The 19,929-nt window shown below is 34.8% G+C and carries 15 protein-coding genes; 7 read left to right on the top strand and 8 right to left on the bottom strand.

All coding sequences use genetic code 11. The annotated features are described in order from the left end of the window. Nucleotides 1-396 precede the first annotated feature (396 nt). Complete coding sequence (locus tag QLS97_RS16720; protein ID WP_282718284.1) at nucleotides 397-1,623, bottom strand: aminotransferase class I/II-fold pyridoxal phosphate-dependent enzyme; 1,227 nt, start codon at nucleotides 1,621-1,623, stop codon at nucleotides 397-399. Nucleotides 1,624-1,901: 278 nt separating this feature from the next. On the opposite strand from QLS97_RS16720, the gene QLS97_RS16725 reads away from it, so the two are divergent. Together QLS97_RS16725 and lpdA are read left to right on the top strand one after the other, a co-directional pair. Beyond that, entirely contained in the window at nucleotides 1,902-2,360 is a 459-nt protein-coding gene (locus tag QLS97_RS16725) for an Lrp/AsnC family transcriptional regulator (protein ID WP_282718285.1), read from the top strand. 151 nt (nucleotides 2,361-2,511) lie between these two features. Further along, entirely contained in the window at nucleotides 2,512-3,915 is a 1,404-nt protein-coding gene (lpdA, locus tag QLS97_RS16730; RefSeq protein ID WP_282718286.1) for a dihydrolipoyl dehydrogenase, read from the top strand. A gap of 92 nt (nucleotides 3,916-4,007) precedes the next feature. On the opposite strand, the gene QLS97_RS16735 is transcribed toward lpdA, so the two are convergent. After that, nucleotides 4,008-4,388 carry a DoxX family membrane protein gene (locus tag QLS97_RS16735; protein ID WP_282718288.1) on the bottom strand — a complete coding sequence of 127 codons (381 nt, stop codon included), beginning with the start codon at nucleotides 4,386-4,388 and terminating at the stop codon, nucleotides 4,008-4,010. A gap of 38 nt (nucleotides 4,389-4,426) precedes the next feature. Continuing rightward, nucleotides 4,427-4,831, bottom strand: coding sequence for a VOC family protein (locus tag QLS97_RS16740; RefSeq protein WP_282718289.1), 405 nt, complete (start codon nucleotides 4,829-4,831; stop codon nucleotides 4,427-4,429). A gap of 142 nt (nucleotides 4,832-4,973) precedes the next feature. Here QLS97_RS16740 and QLS97_RS16745 point away from each other — a divergent pair, with 142 nt between their 5' ends. Genes QLS97_RS16745 through QLS97_RS16755 form a run of 3 tightly spaced genes read left to right on the top strand, consistent with a single transcriptional unit; the run spans nucleotide 4,974 to nucleotide 9,631 of the window. Then, nucleotides 4,974-6,260, top strand: a complete 1,287-nt coding sequence (locus QLS97_RS16745) for an anthranilate synthase component I family protein (protein ID WP_282718290.1) — start codon at nucleotides 4,974-4,976, stop codon at nucleotides 6,258-6,260. 27 nt (nucleotides 6,261-6,287) lie between these two features. Then, nucleotides 6,288-7,598 carry a tRNA lysidine(34) synthetase TilS gene (gene tilS / locus QLS97_RS16750; protein ID WP_282718291.1) on the top strand — a complete coding sequence of 437 codons (1,311 nt, stop codon included), beginning with the start codon at nucleotides 6,288-6,290 and terminating at the stop codon, nucleotides 7,596-7,598. Continuing rightward, nucleotides 7,598-9,631 (top strand): protein-disulfide reductase DsbD family protein, encoded by a 2,034-nt coding sequence (locus QLS97_RS16755; RefSeq protein WP_282718293.1) that lies wholly within the window; start codon nucleotides 7,598-7,600, stop codon nucleotides 9,629-9,631. Before tilS ends, QLS97_RS16755 begins: the two co-directional genes overlap by 1 nt. A gap of 165 nt (nucleotides 9,632-9,796) precedes the next feature. Here the strand turns inward: QLS97_RS16755 and QLS97_RS16760 are convergent, their stop codons facing one another. From QLS97_RS16760 to QLS97_RS16780, 5 genes are read right to left on the bottom strand one after another with little or no spacing between them, the layout of a single operon-like run. Beyond that, complete coding sequence (locus QLS97_RS16760) at nucleotides 9,797-10,870, bottom strand: alanine/ornithine racemase family PLP-dependent enzyme (protein WP_282718295.1); 1,074 nt, start codon at nucleotides 10,868-10,870, stop codon at nucleotides 9,797-9,799. Then, the gene (alr, locus tag QLS97_RS16765) at nucleotides 10,870-12,021 is read right to left on the bottom strand and encodes an alanine racemase (RefSeq protein WP_282718297.1); all 1,152 of its coding nucleotides are present in this window, start codon (nucleotides 12,019-12,021) and stop codon (nucleotides 10,870-10,872) included. Before alr ends, QLS97_RS16760 begins: the two co-directional genes overlap by 1 nt. Continuing rightward, on the bottom strand, nucleotides 12,011-13,165 hold the full coding sequence (locus QLS97_RS16770; RefSeq protein WP_282718299.1) for an amidohydrolase: 1,155 nt from the start codon (nucleotides 13,163-13,165) through the stop codon (nucleotides 12,011-12,013). The genes alr and QLS97_RS16770 overlap by 11 nt, the downstream gene beginning before the upstream one ends. A gap of 6 nt (nucleotides 13,166-13,171) precedes the next feature. Then, a complete protein-coding gene (locus tag QLS97_RS16775) occupies nucleotides 13,172-13,606 on the bottom strand; it encodes a GNAT family N-acetyltransferase (protein WP_282718302.1) in 435 nt (144 codons plus the stop codon). Then, entirely contained in the window at nucleotides 13,587-15,059 is a 1,473-nt protein-coding gene (locus QLS97_RS16780) for a sodium:solute symporter family protein (RefSeq protein WP_282713612.1), read from the bottom strand. Before QLS97_RS16780 ends, QLS97_RS16775 begins: the two co-directional genes overlap by 20 nt. 633 nt (nucleotides 15,060-15,692) lie before the next feature. Between QLS97_RS16780 and QLS97_RS16785 the strand changes: the two genes are divergently transcribed. Beyond that, on the top strand, nucleotides 15,693-17,540 hold the full coding sequence (locus QLS97_RS16785; RefSeq protein ID WP_282718304.1) for a CocE/NonD family hydrolase: 1,848 nt from the start codon (nucleotides 15,693-15,695) through the stop codon (nucleotides 17,538-17,540). A gap of 407 nt (nucleotides 17,541-17,947) precedes the next feature. Continuing rightward, the coding region (locus QLS97_RS16790; protein ID WP_282718307.1) for a beta strand repeat-containing protein at nucleotides 17,948-19,929 on the top strand (1,982 nt) is incomplete at its 3' end.

Consider the following 19,929-nt stretch of genomic DNA (forward strand, 5'->3'; position numbering starts at 1 on the left):
GGTACTGCAGTTATGTGGGAGAGTATGTCGTCGCCTTTCTTTGAAAAATCCTCATCATGAATTTGATGAGGATTTTTTTGTTTATACGTACTACCTGTGCGGCTAACGCCTCGGCTGGTTGCCTTTCTTTAATCTGTACTTTTTCAGATGCTATTAAAATCTCTATCATGAATTTGATCAGGGGTTTTTGTTTTAAAGAAGATTTGTAAACAGAGTCTTTTAAATTAAATATATAGCTCTTAAATCTCTTTGTGCTTAAATAGTTAGGTTTTTATGTCATTGAATTTCAGTTACTTAATGATTGGTTGAGATTTTAAATACCTTTTTCACAAAGAAATAGGAAGCAAAAAAGCAGCAAAATAACTTGCTGCTTTTTCAAATTATATACTAAATATACTATTCTGCCAAAACGGATTCTGATGTTAGCACATTCAATTCTATCATACATTTTTTCATCATCTGATACGTTCTTTCAATATCATTATCTAAACCTATAGAAAACCGAATTAAACCATCAGTCAATCCCATTTCTATTTGTTCTTCCATAGGAATCTCGCTAGAAGTTGAAGTTCCTGGAGCACTGAATAAAGTTTTATAAAACCCTAAACTTACAGCAAGATAGCCCAAGTTTTTCACCTGCATCAATTCCATCAATGCATTGGCTTTCTCCAAAGTACCAACATCTAAGGTCATCATCCCACCAAAACCATATTCGTGATTAATCATTGACGAATACAGTTCATGACTTGGGTGACTTTTCAAACCAGGATAAACAGTTTTCAGTCCGTCTTTTTCAAAACGTTCCGCAAGATACATCGCATTATGACTGTGTTGTTTCATTCTAATATGTAGCGTACGCATGTTTTTCATCACACTTGCCGAACGTAAACTATCCATTGTTGGGCCAAGTAGCATGCTGGCGCCACTATTTACATTTTTTAAACCATCAATAAATTCCTGTGACGCACAGGTGACACCGCCCACTGTATCACTACTTCCGTTGATGTATTTTGTCAAACTGTGAATCACAATATCAGCCCCTAATTTTGCAGGAGAAACTGATAATGGTGAAAAAGTATTATCGACCACTAATTTCAAATTGTGTCTTTTTGCAATTTTTGATAAACCTTCAATATCAGCAACTTCCAATAAAGGATTACTCACCGTTTCGCAATATAAAACTTTAGTGTCAGGAGTAATAGCAGCTTCTACAACGTCTAATTTCGTGATGTCAACAAAAGTGGTTTTGATGCCTAATCTCGGCGTAAAATTCTTCAAGAAAGCATAGGTTCCACCATAAATTGTTCTGCTCGAAACGATGTGATCGCCCGAACCGCACAATTGTAACAACGTTGGCGTGATTGCTCCCATTCCTGATGCGGAAACGTTTGCTGTTTCTGTTCCTTCCATGGCTGCCAAGGCTTTGTCTAAATACAAATTACTTGGGGAGGAATGACGGGAATATAAATAGCAGCCTTCCATATTGCCTTCAAAAGTATCGAACATCGTTTTTGCCGATAAGAAAGTGTAGGTTGAGGAATCTGAAATTGATGGATTTACGCCACCAAATTCGCCAAAGTACTGTAAATCCTGAATGTTGTCTGCGGGATTGAAATTTTTCATAATTGTTTTTTATTGTTATTTGAAGCTATTCCTGCTATTCGCTATATCTTTTACTTTTTAAAGAAAAAAGTAAAAGGATGCTGCTTCTATCAGGGCTAAGGGATTTCGGTCTATATGAAATCTACTCAAAATAACAGTGTTCTAGATTAATAATCAATACTATCGTTTAGTATTGGATTTTAAAACTATAAAAAATCAATAATGTAATTTAATTTTCTAAATTAGCTTTTCAAATAAGAATTTTATAGATTATTCATCCATTATAATTTTTCAATAAAATGATATTAGACGCCATCGATAAAAAACTACTTTTTTTATTGCAAACAGATAGTAAGAAAACAACCAAGGAATTGTCCTTAAAACTCAATCTTTCCGTTACTGCCGTTTATGAGCGTATTAAAAAATTGGAGAGGGAGGGAATTATTGATAAATACGTCGTTTTAGTGAATCGTTCGAAAGTCGAAAAAGGATTTGTAGTTTTTTGTCATCTCAAATTAATACAACATACCAAAGAGTTTATCGCTAAGTTCGAAAGTGAAGTGATACAGCTTAAGGAAGTGATTGAATGCCATCATGTGAGTGGCGATTATGATTATATTTTGAAAATAGTAGTTAAAGATATGGAAGCCTATCGGGAATTTTTGGTTACAAAACTCACCACATTGCAACATATAGGAAGTACGCACAGCACCTTCATGATTAGCGAAGTAAAAAACACTACGATTGTTGATATTTAGTATAAATGTGAATTTAAAGCGGTATTCAATGATAAGTAAATGTTAATTACTAAAAATTCGTAACAAAAAACCTTCTGAATTAAACTTTAAACAAAACTTAATTCCTTAATTTTGTGCAACATTTTATAAAAACACAATAAAAAAATATACTATGAGTTCATTTGACGTAGTCATTATAGGTTCTGGACCAGGCGGATATGTATCAGCAATTCGTTGTGCACAGTTGGGTTTCAAAACAGCAATTATCGAAAAATATTCTACTCTTGGAGGAACTTGCCTCAATGTAGGTTGTATTCCTTCAAAAGCATTGCTTGCTTCTTCTCATCATTACAGTGAAATTGCTCATTTTGCAGATCACGGAATTGAAGTTTCGGGAGAAGTAAAAGTGAATCTTGAAAAAATGATTGCACGTAAACAAGCTGTTGTAGATCAAACTTCAGGTGGTGTAAAATTTTTAATGGATAAAAATAAAATTACAGTTCTGGAAGGATTAGGTTCATTTGTTGATGCTACACATGTTGCGGTTGCAAAAGCTGATGGAAGTTCTGAAACTATCGAAGCTAAAAATATCATTATCGCTACAGGTTCAAAACCTTCTTCTTTGCCTTTTATCAAAATCGATAAAGAAAGAATCATCACTTCTACCGAAGCTTTGAAACTTAAAGAAATACCAAAACATTTAGTGATTATTGGTGGTGGAGTAATTGGGATTGAATTAGGTCAAGTGTATTTAAGATTGGGAGCACAAGTTTCTGTTGTAGAATATTTAGACAGAATTATTCCAGGAATGGACGCTTCATTGTCTAAAGAATTGACTAAAGTATTAAAAAAACAAGGCATGAAATTCTACGTTTCACACAAAGTGAAATCAGTAGAAAGAAATGGCGAAGGTGTTGTTGTTCAAGCTGAAAATGCAAAAGGAGAAACAATTACGCTGGAAGGAGATTATTCATTAGTTTCTGTGGGACGTCGTCCGTATACTGATGGATTAAATGCTGATAAAGCAGGTGTGAAAATCTCAGATAGAGGAATGGTTGAAGTAAATGATCATTTACAAACTTCAGTTCCTAATATCTATGCAATTGGCGATGTGGTGCGTGGAGCAATGTTAGCGCACAAAGCAGAAGAAGAAGGAGCAATGGTTGCTGAAATTTTAGCGGGTCAAAAACCACATATTGATTATAACTTGATTCCAGGTGTTGTTTATACTTGGCCAGAAGTGGCTGCAGTAGGTCAAACGGAGGAGCAATTGAAAGCTGCCGGAGTAGAGTATAAAGCAGGAAGTTTTCCTTTCAAAGCTTTAGGTCGTGCTCGTGCAGGTGGAGATTTAGACGGATTTGTAAAAATTCTTGCTGATGCTAAAACAGATGAAGTGCTAGGAGTTCACATGATTGGAGCTCGTTGTGCGGATTTAATTGCTGAAGCAGTTACTGCAATGGAATTCAAAGCATCTGCTGAAGATATTTCAAGAATGTCACATGCACATCCAACATTTGCAGAAGCGATAAAAGAAGCTGCATTAGCGGCTACTGACAATAGAGCTTTGCATGTATAATATTAGGAAACCAGATAATTAATATCTCGTTTTAAAATAAAGAAACCCGCTCCACTGAGCGGGTTTCTTTATTTGTTATGAGTTTAGTTTACTTAGCCTTTTGCTACAAATAAACCTTTATAGTTTTCCCAATGGCTGTAAATTAAAAACAGATTGCCTAAAAATAAGAATATTGCAACAGGTATTCCTTCAGGAGACAAGAAAAAATTGATAAATAAAATGTTTATGGTTATAGGTAATATCAAAATATTAGCCAATGTGACATAACGTCCGGTAATAAAGGATAGTCCACAAAGAAATTCCATTGATTTAGCCAAAGGGATTAAATAAGTAGATGCAACTAAACCCACATTAAAAGCTTTGAAATTTCCAGTAACTTCTGGTTCTGGTGCTAGTTTTAGAAAGAAGCTAACAGACGCATAAAGAAGCAAAAGTCCAATTAAGGTTCGGATAATAATAATTGCAATTTTCATAGTATATGGTTTTTTAGAGGTTACACATTTGAGAATTATTATTTGGGAATAGCACTTTCATCCATATAGAAAATTTCCCATTGATGCCCGTCTAAATCGGCAAAACTATGTCCATACATCCATCCATGATCTTGTGGCTCCATATAAATTGTACCACCTGCATCAACTGCATTTTTGACCATTTCATCTACTTTTTCTTTGCTCTCGGCATCCATTGCAAGTAAAACTTCGGTATTTTTATTGGCATTGCAAATTTCTTTTTTGGTAAAGTCTTTAAATCGTTGCTCTGTCACTGGCATCGCAAAAATATTTTCTCCTATAATCATACAAGTAGCCTGTTCATCAGTAAATTGTGGATTGAAAGAAAATCCAAGTGTAGTAAAAAAATCAATTGATTTTTTTAGGTCTTTAACAGCTAAATTGATGAAAATTTTTGAAGCCATAATGAGAATGATTAGACGATTAAAAGAAGCCAAAATTTATCATGCACTATCAAATTTACAAAAAAATAAACTAATTTTAGTATAATCAGTTATTGAAGGTTTATTTTTTATTGTAATTTTGAATTTTAAACACCAATACTTTTTGAGAACTTCAATTTACAAGTCTATTTCTGATCCAAAATTGTTCAAACAGCAACTTTTATTTTGGTCTCAACAGTTTCGAGAAATCATTTATTTAGACAGTAATGATTATCCGCAAAACTACTCCAGTTATGATTGTGTTCTTGCCGTTGATGCATTTACCGCAATAAAGACGGATTATCACAATGCTTTTGAAGATTTAAAACAATACCAGCAAATTACCAAAGACTGGCTTTTTGGCTATTTATCGTATGATTTAAAAAATGATATCGAGCAGTTACAATCTACTAATTTTGATGGCTTAGATTTTCCCGATTTGTATTTTTTTCAACCTAAAAAGCTGTTTTTATTGAAAGGAAATCAACTCGAAATTCAATATCTCAATATGTGTGACGATGAAGTTGAGGAAGATTTTGAAGAAATTGTCGAAAGCCTAAAGTCAAAAGTCGAAGCCGAAGCGACAATAAAAATTCAACAACGCATATCAAAAGAGAATTATCTTGAAAAGGTTTCAAAAGTCTTGGAACACATTCATCAAGGGGATATTTATGAAGCTAATTTTTGTATGGAGTTTTTTGCCGAAAATGCTATCATTAATCCAATTGAAAAATTTATAAAACTCAACGAAATTTCTCAGCCTCCATTTGCTGTTTTTTTTAAAAACAACAAACACTTTTTACTTTCGGCAACACCGGAACGCTATTTAAAAAAAGAAGGAGAGCTGCTTATTTCGCAACCGATTAAAGGAACTGCCAAACGTTTTTCAGATCCAATTGAAGATGAAGAATCAAAAATGCAATTGGCTTTAGACCCTAAAGAAAGAGCTGAAAACATTATGATTACGGATTTAGTGCGGAATGATTTGTCTCGAACGGCACAAAAAGGATCCGTTGAAGTACAAGAATTATGCAAAATTTATTCTTTTTTGCAAGTCCATCAAATGATTTCTACGGTGACGTCAAAGTTAGATGCGCAATATTCTGTTGTTGATGTTTTAAAAACAACTTTCCCGATGGGAAGTATGACTGGAGCTCCAAAGATTTCGGTGATGAAAATCATTGAACAGTTGGAAGAAACAAAACGGGGTTTATATAGTGGAGCAGTAGGGTATTTTGCACCAAACGGAGATTTTGATTTCAATGTAGTTATCCGAAGCATTTTGTACAATCAAGAAAAAAAATACGTTTCTTTTTCAGTTGGAAGTGCGATAACTTCACAATCAATTCCTGAAAAGGAGTATGAAGAATGTTTGCTTAAAGCAAAAGCTATGCGAGAAGTTTTAAGTTAAATCAAAATGAATTAATTAAATTTGAACATGCTACAGAAATTCCAAAACCATCTTCTTCATAATTTTCAGTTCTTGAGCGGAAAAAAAATACTTCTTGCTACAAGCGGCGGGAAAGATAGTATGGTAATGGTGCATTTGTTTCAGCAATTGGATTATAAAATAGGAATCGCACATTGTAACTTTCAGTTGCGTGGAATGGAAAGTTTTGGAGATCAGAATTTTGTTCAGGACTATGCCGCTACAAATAATATTCCAGTATTTATAACACAATTTGATACCAAAGCTTTTTCTGAAGATTATAAAATATCTACACAAGTTGCGGCTCGTGAGTTGCGTTACAACTGGTTTTATGAATTATTGGAAACCGAAAAATTCGACTATATACTTACCGCGCATCATGCCGATGATAATCTGGAAACATTCCTAATCAACCTCAGTCGAGGAACAGGATTAGAAGGTTTGACTGGGATTCCGGAACAGAACGAAAAAGTGATTCGTCCACTTTTGGCATTTAGCCAAGAGGAAATGGAAGAATATGCCAGAATAAATAACATTCAATGGCGCGAAGACAGCAGTAATGCATCGGATAAATACCTTCGTAATAAAATTCGTCATCATCTGGTTCCAATGTTAAAGGAATTGAATCCTAATTTTCTTTCTTCCTTTCATAAAACGCAAACCTATTTGCAAGAAGCACAAGTTATGGTTGAAGATGCTTCTATCATGATTTATCAGCAAGTTGCAAAGCAAGATAATGAAGCTATTTATTTTGATTTAAAGAAATTAAAAAAATTACCAAATTATAAATCGTATTTGTACCAATGGCTGAAAGAATTTGAATTTTCGGCTTGGGATGATATTTATGATTTGGTCGAAAGCCAATCTGGGAAATACGTTTTTTCTTCTGAATTCCGATTATTGAAAGACAGAGATTCCTTAATCCTAAGCCCGATAAATTCCGTAAATGAAAAGGAGGAATATTCTATTGCTGAAAATCAAAAAGAAGTTAATATTCCCTTAAATCTTTCATTTTGTAAAGTAGCTGACATTAGTATCGTTTCAAATAAAACTATCTTTGTGGACGCTGATAAATTACAATATCCATTGATTTTACGCCATTGGAGCGAGGGAGATAGTTTTCAGCCTTTTGGGATGAATGGTAAATCGAAGAAAGTGAGTAAGCTTTTTAAAGATGAAAAATTATCATTACTGGAAAAGGAAAACACCTGGCTTTTATGTTCGAATGATAAAATAGTTTGGATTATTGATGTTCGTCAAGATGAACGCTTTAGAATAGATAATACAACAAAGAATATACTTAAAATACAATTAGAATAATGAAGAAACTACTATTTATACTTATTGCTTTTTTGGCTTTTGCCAATGGAAATGCCCAAATTCTTGATCCTGCAAAATGGACCACCAAAATAGAAAAAAAATCAGAGAATAATTATATACTTACTTTTAATGCCATCATAGAAAAAGATTGGCATCTGTATTCCCAATTTACAGCTGAAGGCGGATCTTTGCCTTTGGAAATTATTTTCAAAAATCAAAAAGGCAACTTTAATTTAGTTGGCAAAGCCAAAGAAAGCAAAACAACTACAGCTTTCAATGATATTTTTGAAGTAAACGAAACGTACTTTGAGAAAAAAGCTCAAATTCAACAAGAAATTACAATAACAAACCCAAAGATTACAAAAATTGAAGTCAATTTAAATTATCAGGTTTGTAAAGAAGCTTGTATCAATATAGAGAAGAATTTTACCTTTACGATTCCTGCGGTTTCAAAAACAGCAGCAATGGCAACTGTAGCAACAGATTTAACTACAGTAGATTCAGCTAAAGTTGACACTGCAGTTACAAATACAGATGTAAATAAAGAACAAGTTGTTGCTCCTGAAAAAGTTCCTGTTCTGGATACTAAGCCTTCCAAACAAAGAGGATTATGGTCTATTTTCTTCATTGCTTTTTTATCTGGATTTGCCGCATTACTTACGCCTTGTGTCTTCCCGATGATTCCTATGACGGTCAGTTTTTTTACGAAACAAAGTAAAACAAAAGCAAAAGGAATTAGAAATGCCATTATTTATGGAATTGCCATCATATTCATTTATGTAGTTTTAGGATTTTTAGTGACGTGGATTTTTGGTGCTGATGCATTGAATGCCTTGTCTACGAATGTTTGGTTTAATATTATTTTCTTTGTTTTGTTAGTCACTTTTGCGGCTTCATTTTTAGGTGCATTTGAAATTATGCTGCCTAATTCTTGGGCAAATAAAGTCGATAATCAAGCGGATAGAGGTGGAATAATTGGAATCTTATTCATGGCTTTGGCATTAGCTATTGTATCCTTTTCTTGTACAGGACCTATCGTAGGAACACTTTTAGTCGAAGCTGCTTCTAAAGGCGGAATCGCCCCAATTGTTGGAATGTTTGGTTTTTCATTGGCTTTAGCCTTACCTTTTATGTTGTTTGCGATGTTCCCAGGTTGGTTGAATTCATTGCCAAAATCCGGTGGTTGGTTGAATACCGTTAAAGTCGTTTTAGGATTTTTAGAGTTGGCATTGGCATTCAAATTTTTATCGAATGCAGATCTGGTATTGCAATTGCATTTCTTGGAAAGAGAAGTTTTCTTGGCTATTTGGATTGCTATTTTTGGAACGCTGGCATTCTACTTATTCGGAAAAATTACGCTTCCGCATGATAGCCCGATGAATCATATTTCGGTAGGGAGATTGTCTTTGGGGTTAGTAGTTTTGGCTTTTACAATATATTTGATTCCCGGAATTTGGGGAGCACCATTAAAATTAATTTCAGGTTTTCCACCACCAATGACCTATAGCGAAAGTCCATACGGAGTAGGAAACTCAAAAGGCGGTTCGGATGTGTCAGCCCAGATTTTGCCGGAAGGCGCACATTTAGGGCCACACGATCTTATAGCTTTTGAAGATTATGAAAAAGGATTGGCGTATGCCAAATCAGTAAACAAGCCAATTTTACTTGATTTTACAGGATATGCTTGTGTGAATTGCAGAAAAATGGAAGATTACGTTTGGTCTGATCCCGCTATTTTAAAAATATTACAGGATGAAGTGGTATTAATCTCCTTGTATGTGGATGATAAAAGAGAATTACCAAAAAGCGAGCAATACGTATCCAAAGAAACGGGTAAAGAAATTGTAAGTGTAGGAAACAAATGGAGTGATTTCCAAATCACAAGATACAAAGCCAATGCGCAACCATATTACATCGTTTTAGATGTAGAAGAGAACATGTTATCTGATAAACCGGAAAGTTATAACTCAAATATCAATGCCTACAAAGGCTGGTTGAGAGAAGGAATTGATCGCTTTAAAAAGGTGAAATAGCACTTAGCATCTGTACAAAATAGTAAACACAAATTGCACTAATTTCCAAGAATTAATCTGTGGGAATTAGTGCAATTTGTGTTTAAACTTGGCACATATTGGTATATAAAATCATTGTTAAGTAAGTTAAAATATTTCACTAATGGAAATAAACACTAATGACTTTTATTCGATTATTTTTTCGATATAAGCAGAATTTAAAAGATACAATGCGCCCATATATCTTATTTTGAAAGCGACTAAATCCCCAATTTTATAAGTCTTTTTAGAATTTGAAATATCAATAACCAACATGTCAGAACTGGCATCTACAATGCTAATATCCGTATCATCAGATTCAATGTATTGTGGTTGCATGTCTAATAAACCAATGTCTAAAATGGCTCTGAGCGAAGTAATTCCTAAATCAGTGACATCATTCATTGAAAAAGAATTTCCGGCTACGTTCTCGCCTAATTCACCCGTTGGCGTATTTGGTTTTTCGGTGATTTCGATGATTTCAGCGTATAATTTAAAAACATCATTGTGCATTCCTTCGATGGTATTTCCTGTAAACAAATCTTTTCCAAAAAAGAGTGCTTCTCCTATTCGAAAATGATTCACAGCCATAGGTCGGGCGTTTTTTAGTATCAAAGGAATCGCAACGGAAGTTCCTCCAGAAACTAATGGGATACTGATGTTAAATTTAGCTTCAATTAATTGCTTGTATAAACTCAATTGAATCAGTTTATCCTGTGTTGGCATCACACCGCTAAGACAATTAAGATTGGTGCCAATTCCTGATACTTCTATATTAGGCATTTTTAAAATGGTACCATAAAATTCTATTAATTCTTCCCCCATAACGCCTTCACGAAGATCTCCCATTTCAATCATGATAATGATTTTATGAGTCTTATTTTGCTTCACTGCTTCATCCGAAAGTAATTGGATGGTATAAACTTCAGTGTTAAAACTGATGTCGGCATACTTAACAATGCTTTCAATACTTCGTTTTGCCGGTGGTTTTATATAAACGGTTTGAATTTCGGGATCCAGTCCTTTAATTTTTTTCAAATTACTCACTCTGGAATCATGAATTTCCCGCACTCCTAAAGCGATGATTTCTTTGAGATAAATTTTATTTCCACACAATAGTTTTGAAACTACGCCCCATTGGATGTTTCTGGATTTAAAAATAGTATCCAGAAAGGCATAATTTTCTTGTAATTTTTTTCGATATAATTTTATGAAGGCCATTATTCTATAATTTTACGTGGAATTGCTTTAGAAATCCGAGTTAATAATTCATAATTGAGTTGATTACTGAAATCACTAAAAGAAGCTACAGAAACAGAGAGTTCTTTTTGAGTGCCAATTAGTACAACTTCATCTTCTTTTTTTGGAGTGTCAATATCAGTAACATCGACGGTCATCATGTTCATATTTACGGAACCCACTACAATACAGCGTTGTCCATGAATAAGTACACGGCCTTGATTACTCAATGAGCGACTGTATCCGTGGCAGTAGCCAATGGGGATAACAGCAATTTTCATTTTCCTTTTAGCCATAAAACTGGTTCCATAACCAATGAAATCGCCAATATTTACTTTTTTCACACTCATTATAGCACTTTTCCAAGTGATAACGCGTTGCAGCGGATCTGTTTTATTCTTTTTAGAATTGAGATAGGTAACAAATACTTCTGGACTGGACCACAATCCGTATTGCATTATTCCGATACGCACCATATCCATTCTGGTTTGCGGAAACATTATTGATGCTGCAGAACAAGCGGAATGTCTAATTTCAGGCTTTAGGTCATTTTTACAAAAAAAGGCATATATTTCTTCAAACTTCTTGATTTGCTGATCCACTCTGTAATAGTTAGCGATACTTTCGGCACCGGCATAATGAGTACAAAGTCCTTTGAAAGTAAGATATTGTTCTTCTTTCTTTAAAAAAGCAATCACAGTATTCAGTTCATTTTTGTCAAAACCGGTTCGGTTCATGCCGGTTTCTACTTCAATGTGCAGAATTGCTTTTTTATTGAGTCTTTTAGCCGTTTTCATAGCTTTTGTAAGACGACTTTTATCAAAAACAAAGAATTCGACATCATTTTTGACTACCCATTCCATATCTTCATCCTGAACGAGTCCCATAATCATAATAGTTGCTTTGTCCTGTAGTGTTGCTTTTACGACTTTAGCTTCCTGAACATCAAAAACAGAAAAATGAGTTACGCCACATTGAAAAGCCATAGCCACAAACGGCTGTACGCCATGACCATAAGCATTTCCTTTTACAACAGAGGAAACAAGTACTTTTTTTCCAAAGGTCTTTTTTAGGAAATCGATGTTTTTTTGATATGCGGAGCGATCAAGCTCTATAAGTGAATTAGTGTGCATTTGTAATTTGTTTACTGATTTGATGAAAAACAGCTACTCCAGTTGCTATAATTTCATCTGGAAAATCATAATCAGGATTGTGTAATGCAGGAGTGTTTACCCCAGATCCAAGCCCAAACATGGCGCCAGGATAGTGTTGTGTAAACAGACCAAAATCTTCGCCCCAACTAAAAGGTTCCTCTTTTTCGAATAGTTCAGAACCATTAATTTTTGCTGCCTTTTTTATGAATGCTACAGCAGTTTTATCATTCTCATTGGCTTGGAAACTTTGTGTCCATCGGGTTTTACACTTCAGCTGATATTCTTTTGCGATTGATTTTGCTAAATTTTCTAAAACCAGTTCAATTTTTCTCATTTGCAAATTACTGTCACTGCGTACTGTAAAATGAATTTCTCCTGCACCAGCTGATACGCCATACGCTTTTTTGCCTATTTTAGTATAAATGGGGGTAATCAGGCAATAGTTTTCTTTTGTAATATCGGTCTGAATAATAGCATTAAATTGATTGATAATAGCGGCTATTGCCAAGCTAGGATTAATTCCTCTTTCGGGTTCACCGGCATGAGCTGTTTTGCCTTTTAATTTTATAATAATGCTGTTTACGGCGCAGGTAAAAGTTTCGTTTTTTACTACAATTTGATGTATTGGAAACCCCGGCAAATTGTGCAGCGCAAATACGTAATCGGGTTGAATAGAATCGAATTTGGCATCCGAAAATGTTTTTTGAGCACCACTGCCATCTTCTTCAGCCGGTTGAAACAATAAAATGACAGTTCCTGATTCTGGTTTGTTCTGATGTAATTCAGCAGCCAAACCACAGAGAATTGCCATATGACCATCGTGTCCGCATTTGTGTGAAACTCCATTAATTAGTGAGCGATGTTCAAAATTATTGCTCTCTTCAATTGGCAAAGCATCCAGTTCACATCGAAATAATACTGTTTTTCCGGTTTTTTTACCTTTGTAAATTGCGACTACGCCAGTTGTTCCTACTCCGGTAATCAATTCATCAGGAGGGTAATTTTCGAGAAATGAAATAACGCGTTTGGCCGTTTCAATTTCTTTGCCTGAAACCTCAGGGTGTTTGTGTAATTCCTTCCGTAACCGCACAAGTGAATCGATATACTGGTTTGATTTTTCCATTTTGGACTATTTGATGAGGCGCATTTCCAAATATTTATTTGTAAAACCTAAGCTTTCATATAGTTTTTTGGCAGGATTATCCGGTTCAACATGCAATGCTATATTTCCTTCGGCAATCGATATGGCTTTTTGCATCAATTGTTTTCCAAATCCTTTTCCGCGTTGGCTGTTGTCCACGGCAATGTATACCAAAATATTTTCAGGAATAAAATCTTTCATTCCCGTATTATTCAAGATCACAACCCCTACAATTTTTTGTTCCTCGATTCCCACTACAATGTTTCCTCCTTTGGCAGGATTCATGACATAATCAATACATTTTTGAATGTCTTCAATGGTATCGCCATATTGTTCTAAATGGGTATAAAGGAATAGTGCTACAATTTGATTGGTATAAATTGTATCTTCTCCAGTAGTAGCATTAATTTGTTTGAATTCCATTTTGTCTGTCTTTTTTGTTATTATGATAAAGTGATATTGTGATGAATAAAATAAGTGAAACACTTATTCCGTAAAGGTTAGCGTCTAAGTGTTCCGGCAGTTTTAATCCCAAAGGGAGTTTGTTCTCCGTAACAATTAGTAGGATTGTGGTTGCACCCCCAAAAAGCATACTCCAAAAAGCAGCTATTGGATGGCTTTTTTTCCAAAACAAAGCGCCTATTACCGGAACAAACAACCCTGAAACCATAAAGGCATAGGAGTAAAGCATCAGTTCTAATACATTTTGCATTTGAGAAGCTATTAAAATAGCAAGAAAACCAACGATCAAGGTGACCATTTGTGAAAGTCGGAGTTCTTTTTTATGACTTAATTCTTTTTTAGAAAATTTAGCAATAATATCGGTAACAATATTTCCCGAAGCCGCCATTAAGCAACTGTCGGCAGTAGAAAGTATGGCCGAAAAATAGGAAGAAAGCATCAGTCCCATTAATCCTACAGGAAGTATGGTTGCCAGTAAAATAGGCAATCCCATTTCGCTGTCCATAGTAGCTGCATCAGTAATGCCGTCAAACATTCCTTTGGTTGCCGCCACTTTAGCAAGCATTCCCAGAATCACTCCCATAAATGCCATTATTGGCCATTCAAAAACACCTGCAATCAACCATGCTTTTTTAGCTTCTTTCTCCCCTTTGCTCGCATAAATTCGCTGGTATAAAGTCATTCCTACAAACCAAATGGGTATAATGGTTATGGACCAATTTAAAATCTGATACCATTTCACATTGGTCAGCGACAAATATTCAGGTGATAATGTAGCTTTGATCGCGTCATAACCTCCAACGGCATTGTAGGCAACTGGAATTCCTATGAAAACCAATCCGCCAATCAGGACTAACCATTGGATTGTATCGGTATATATAACGGCTTTTAATCCTCCAATAGCGGTGTAGATTACCGCTATAAGTCCCATGACAATTAGTGCTGTTTGTAAATTAAGTCCTTCTATGGTTGCCGAAGCTAATTTGGCTCCAGCCAAAACCTGAGAACTTGTAAATCCGATATATCCAATAGCCGAAATAATTCCGGCCAGCAGCGCGACTTTAGCGTTATAAAAATGATCAAATATTTGCGGAAAAGTGAAAAACTTGTATTTATGTCCTAACGCACTTACTTTTGGAATAAGAAAAACGGCACTGAGCCAAGCGCCAAGCAGTCCGGTAAATAGCATCCAAGAGCCTGATATCCCCATCGTAAAACCAAGTCCGCCTAATCCTATTGAGAATCCACCGCCAACATCTGTGGCTACGACGGATAAACCAATGTGCCAGCTGCTCATATTTCGGCCACTTACATAAAAATCTTCAGCAGTTTTATTTTTGTTAAAAAAATAAACGCCAACTCCTAACATAGCCAGCATATAAACAACAAAGATTGCATAATCTATTATGTGCATATTTTTAATTTTCGATTATTTATTAGCCTGTAAATGGAATTTTTCCAAAAGGCAAAAGATGCAGTAAACTGCAAAAAAGATGATTTTTTCAGAATGATTTCTGAAATCAAGGAATCTTTATTTTGGATTAAAAGTTCACAAAAAGAGACTTTATTAATCGCAAAAAATAATTTGGTATTTTACAAATGTATGGTAAATTTATCCAAAAAGTCTTCTTAAAGTGTAGATATCGTTTTTTTTATAAAGAAATAAAGGGCTTTTTTTAAGCATTTTAGTAGTAAAATAAAAATAAATATTAGTTCCAATAACCTGAAAATCATGTTGTTGTAAAATAAATATTATTTTTGTTTTTGTAGCGAAAAGTTAAAATAATTTTTTTGTCAAAAAAATGGCATTTAAATTTTAAAAGGTAACATTTTAAGTCTTTGAGACAAAAATTAACATTAAATATTGTATCGTTAAATTCATTTTTTAGAAGAATAATAATCATAAAATACTATTTGATTGTTTAAAGACTTTTTTATTTTTTTTACAAATCAAAGTTCATGCTTTGTAAAAAAAATAAAAAAATTAAGAACACTATATTTGTTAAGATTTTTTACCTTTAAAGACTATTTAAATTCAATAAATTTTATGAAAAAACTATTAAGTATTTCTCTTTTTTTTATTGGTGCAATTCTGTTTGCCCAAGACAATAAAACAAATTATGTATCTGATAATTATACCAAAAAGGAAGTGCATATAAAGATGCGCGATGGTGCAGAATTATTTACTTCTATTTACACCCCTAAAGACGTTTCTAAAAAATATCCAATTATAATGCAAAGAACGCCTTATAATTCAGGTCCTTATGGAGAAAATCAGTTCAAAAAAAGCATTTCTCCAAGTGAAACCATGATGAAAGAGGGATATATTGTAGTGTACCAAGATGTTCGTGGGAGGTTCATGAGTGATGGTTTATATGACAATATGCGTGGTTTTATTCCAAATAAAAAAGGAAAAAAAGATACTGATGAAGCTTCGGATACGTATGATACGATTGACTGGTTGGTGAAAAATGTAGCTCATAATAACGGGAATGTTGGAACTTGGGGTATTTCCTATCCGGGATTTTATGCGACATATTCTTTATTGAGTAATCATCCTGCATTGAAAGCCGTTTCACCTCAAGCTTGTATCGCTGATTTCTTTTTTGATGATTTTCATCATAATGGAGCATATTTGTTGAGCTATTGGAAAGTAACGCCATTATTTGGTCCTCAAAAAACAAAACGTACTACGGAACCTTGGTATAAATTCACCAATACGGGTACTAATGATGATTACCAGTTTTTCCTGAATGCTGGACCCTTATCTAACTTAGACAGGTATTATGGTAAAGAAGATGAGTTTTGGCAGCAGCTGAAAGACCATTCCAGTTATGATGATTTTTGGCAGAAACGTGGAATTTTACAACATTTAAAAAACATCAAACCAGCAGTAATGACAGTAGGAGGTTGGTTTGATGCCGAAGATTTATATGGTCCTTTAAATACCTATAGTACCATTGAAAAGAGTAGCAAAAACTACAATACAATCGTTATGGGACCTTGGAGTCATGGAGATTGGGCTAGAAACTCGGCAAAACAAGTGATTGGAAATATTAATTTTGGTGACAGTATTTCTGGTTTTTATCAAAAAAATATAGAAGCTAATTTTTTTCGTCATTTCTTGAAAAATAATGGAAAAGGTGAAAACAAATTACCGGAAGCCTATGTTTTTGATTCGGGTGCTAAAGAGTGGAAAACGTTTAATACCTGGCCTCCTCAAAATACTGCAAAGCAAGATTTCTTTTTGCAAGATAACCGATTGTCAAAAATGGCAAAGAAGAATTTTGCCTTTGAAGAATTTATCAGTGATCCAAAAAAACCGGTTCCTTATTCTGAGGATATCAAACAACAAGGGCTTACGCCAAGAAAATACATGACTGATGATCAGCGTTTTGCAGCTAGACGTCCTGATGTGTTAGTTTTTGAAACAGAGGTTTTGGCTGATGACACTACATTGGCTGGAGAAATTTTGGCTAAATTGCAAGTTTCTACTACAGGAACTGATGCGGATTGGATTGTTAAAGTGATTGACGTTTTCCCGAGTGATGAACCGGAGACAAAAGAAGTTGCACCTTATTTAAAGATGAGTAATTATCATATGATGGTGCGTAGCGAAGTAATGAGAGGGCGTTTTAGAAATAGTTTCTCAAAACCTGAACCTTTTGTTGCCAATGAGAAAACGGCAGTAAATATTAAGTTACAGGATGTTTTTCATACGTTTAAAAAAGGACACAAAATCCAGATTCAAGTTCAAAGTACTTGGTTTCCGTTAATTGATTTAAATCCGCAAACATTTGTAGAGAATATATTTTATGCTAAACCAGAGGATTTTAAAAAACAAACCCATAGAATTTATAATGATTCAAAAATTGAGTTTACAGTTTTGAAATAAAGACAAAAAGCAAATAAAATATCAAAAAATAAAAAGAGGCTGTCCGTAAGGATAGCCTCTTTTTATTTATAAATTCTAAATTTTTTTTTTCTTCTAATTGGTCTCATAAATTTTAATAATTAAAATAGAAAACAGTGTTAAAAGGGTAATTTTTTTTTAATTATATTTTATATTTCTTCTAAAAAAATATAAAATATGTAGTTGGTAGTTTTTTTTATTCCTTTAATCGAAAATGTATTAAAAATCAGATTAATGTATTCTTAATTATATAATTTAGTATTTAAGTTTTTGAAAATTAGACAATTGTAATGATGTTTTTTTGTTAAAAAGACTTGAAATTAATGGCTATTTTATTCTGTTCGTTCTGCATATAGTATTCGTTATTTTATTACTTAAATTAAATAAATATGAAAACATTTCTACTCAAATCACATTTTTTAACAATTGTTTTTTTACTTTCCAGTTTGTTGTTTGGCACTGGAGTACTAGGACAGACTTTATCAAGTGTCACAATTAGTGCACCATCAGGGACTGCAACCTATGGTATTACTAGTAGTGTTACATACACGGTAACAGCTAGTAGATCTTCAACTGGTAATAATGAATCAGTAAGTTTTACTGTTGGAACAATTCCCGGAGTTTCTGCTGAGTTTACTCCCACATCTGTTAGTTATGGGAATGGGAGTAATGGTGTTCCACAAGTGACGTCAACTTTAACGGTTACTACAACTACTACTTCCGCCGCAAGAAACAATCAAACTTTTACGGTTACAGGTACAATTACGGGGGGGACTGCTAAAACTGCCACAGGTTCTTTGACCATTAATAAAGCCACACCAACAGCTACTTTAGCGGTATCAAATACACCACAAACGTATACAGGTTCTGGCCAAGCAGCAACAGTTACTATTTCTGCAAGTTCAGTATCAGGAGCAGTTTCCAACATCCTAACAGGTGGAGCTGCTACTCAAACTAATGCAGCAACCTATGCCGTTACGGCCAACTTCGTTCCAATAGACACAGCTAATTACAACAGCCTTCTTGGGCTTTCTGCAGGGAATTTTGTGATTGGTAAAGCCACACCAACAGCTACTTTAGCGGTATCAAATACACCACAAACTTATACAGGTTCTGGCCAAGCAGCAACAGTTACTATTTCTGCAAGTTCAGTATCAGGAGCAGTTTCCAACATCCTAACAGGTGGAGCTACTACTCAAACTAATGCAGCAACCTATGCCGTTACGGCCAACTTCATTCCAACAGATACAGCTAATTACAACAGCCTTCTTGGGCTTTCTGCAGGGAATTTTGTGATTGGTAAAGCCACACCAACAGCTACTTTAGCGGTATCAAATACACCACAAACGTATACAGGTTCTGGCCAAGCAGCAACAGTTACTATTTCTGCAAGTTCAGTATCAGGAGCAGTTTCCAACATCCTAACAGGTGGAGCTGCTACTCAAACTAATGCAGCAACCTATGCCGTTACGGCCAACTTCATTCCAACAGATACAGCTAATTACAACAGCCTTCTTGGGCTTTCTGCAGGGAATTTTGTGATTGGTAAAGCCACACCAACAGCTACTTTAGCGGTATCAAATACACCACAAACTTATACAGGTTCTGGCCAAGCAGCAACAGTTACTATTTCTGCAAGTTCAGTATCAGGAGCAGTTTCCAACATCCTAACAGGTGGAGCTGCTACTCAAACTAATGCAGCAACCTATGCAGTTACGGCCAACTTCATTCCAACAGATATAGCTAATTACAACAGCCTTCTTGGGCTTTCTGCAGGGAATTTTGTGATTGGTAAAGCAACACCAACAGCTACTTTAGCGGTATCAAATACACCACAAACCTATACAAGTTCAGGCCAGTCAGCAACAGTTGCTATTTCTGCCAGTTCAGTACCAGGAGCAGTTTCCAACATCCTAACAGGAGGAGCAGCTACGCAAACTAATGCAGCAACCTATGCCGTTACGGCCAACTTCATTCCAACAGATACAGCTAATTACAACAGCCTTCTTGGGCTTTCTGCAGGGAATTTTGTGATTGGTAAAGCCACACCAACAGTAAACTGGAACAATCCTGCTGATATAGTTTACGGTACTGCATTAAGTGGCACGCAACTTAATGCAACGGTATCAGCAGTAGCAGGTTTTTTTGTTTATACTCCAGCTACCAATACAGTGCTGAATGCTGGAAATGCTCAAACACTTTCTGTAAATTTCACACCAACAGATACCGTTAACTATAACAGTGTAAACGGAACAACAGTTCAGATCAATGTAAATAAAGCAGATCAAACGATCGTATGGAATAATCCAGCGGACATCGTTTATGGTGCAGCTTTAGGCGCGACTCAATTAAATGCAGAGGTAAGCGGAAC

The organism is Flavobacterium yafengii (assembly GCF_030010375.1).
Lineage (GTDB): Bacteria > Bacteroidota > Bacteroidia > Flavobacteriales > Flavobacteriaceae > Flavobacterium > Flavobacterium yafengii.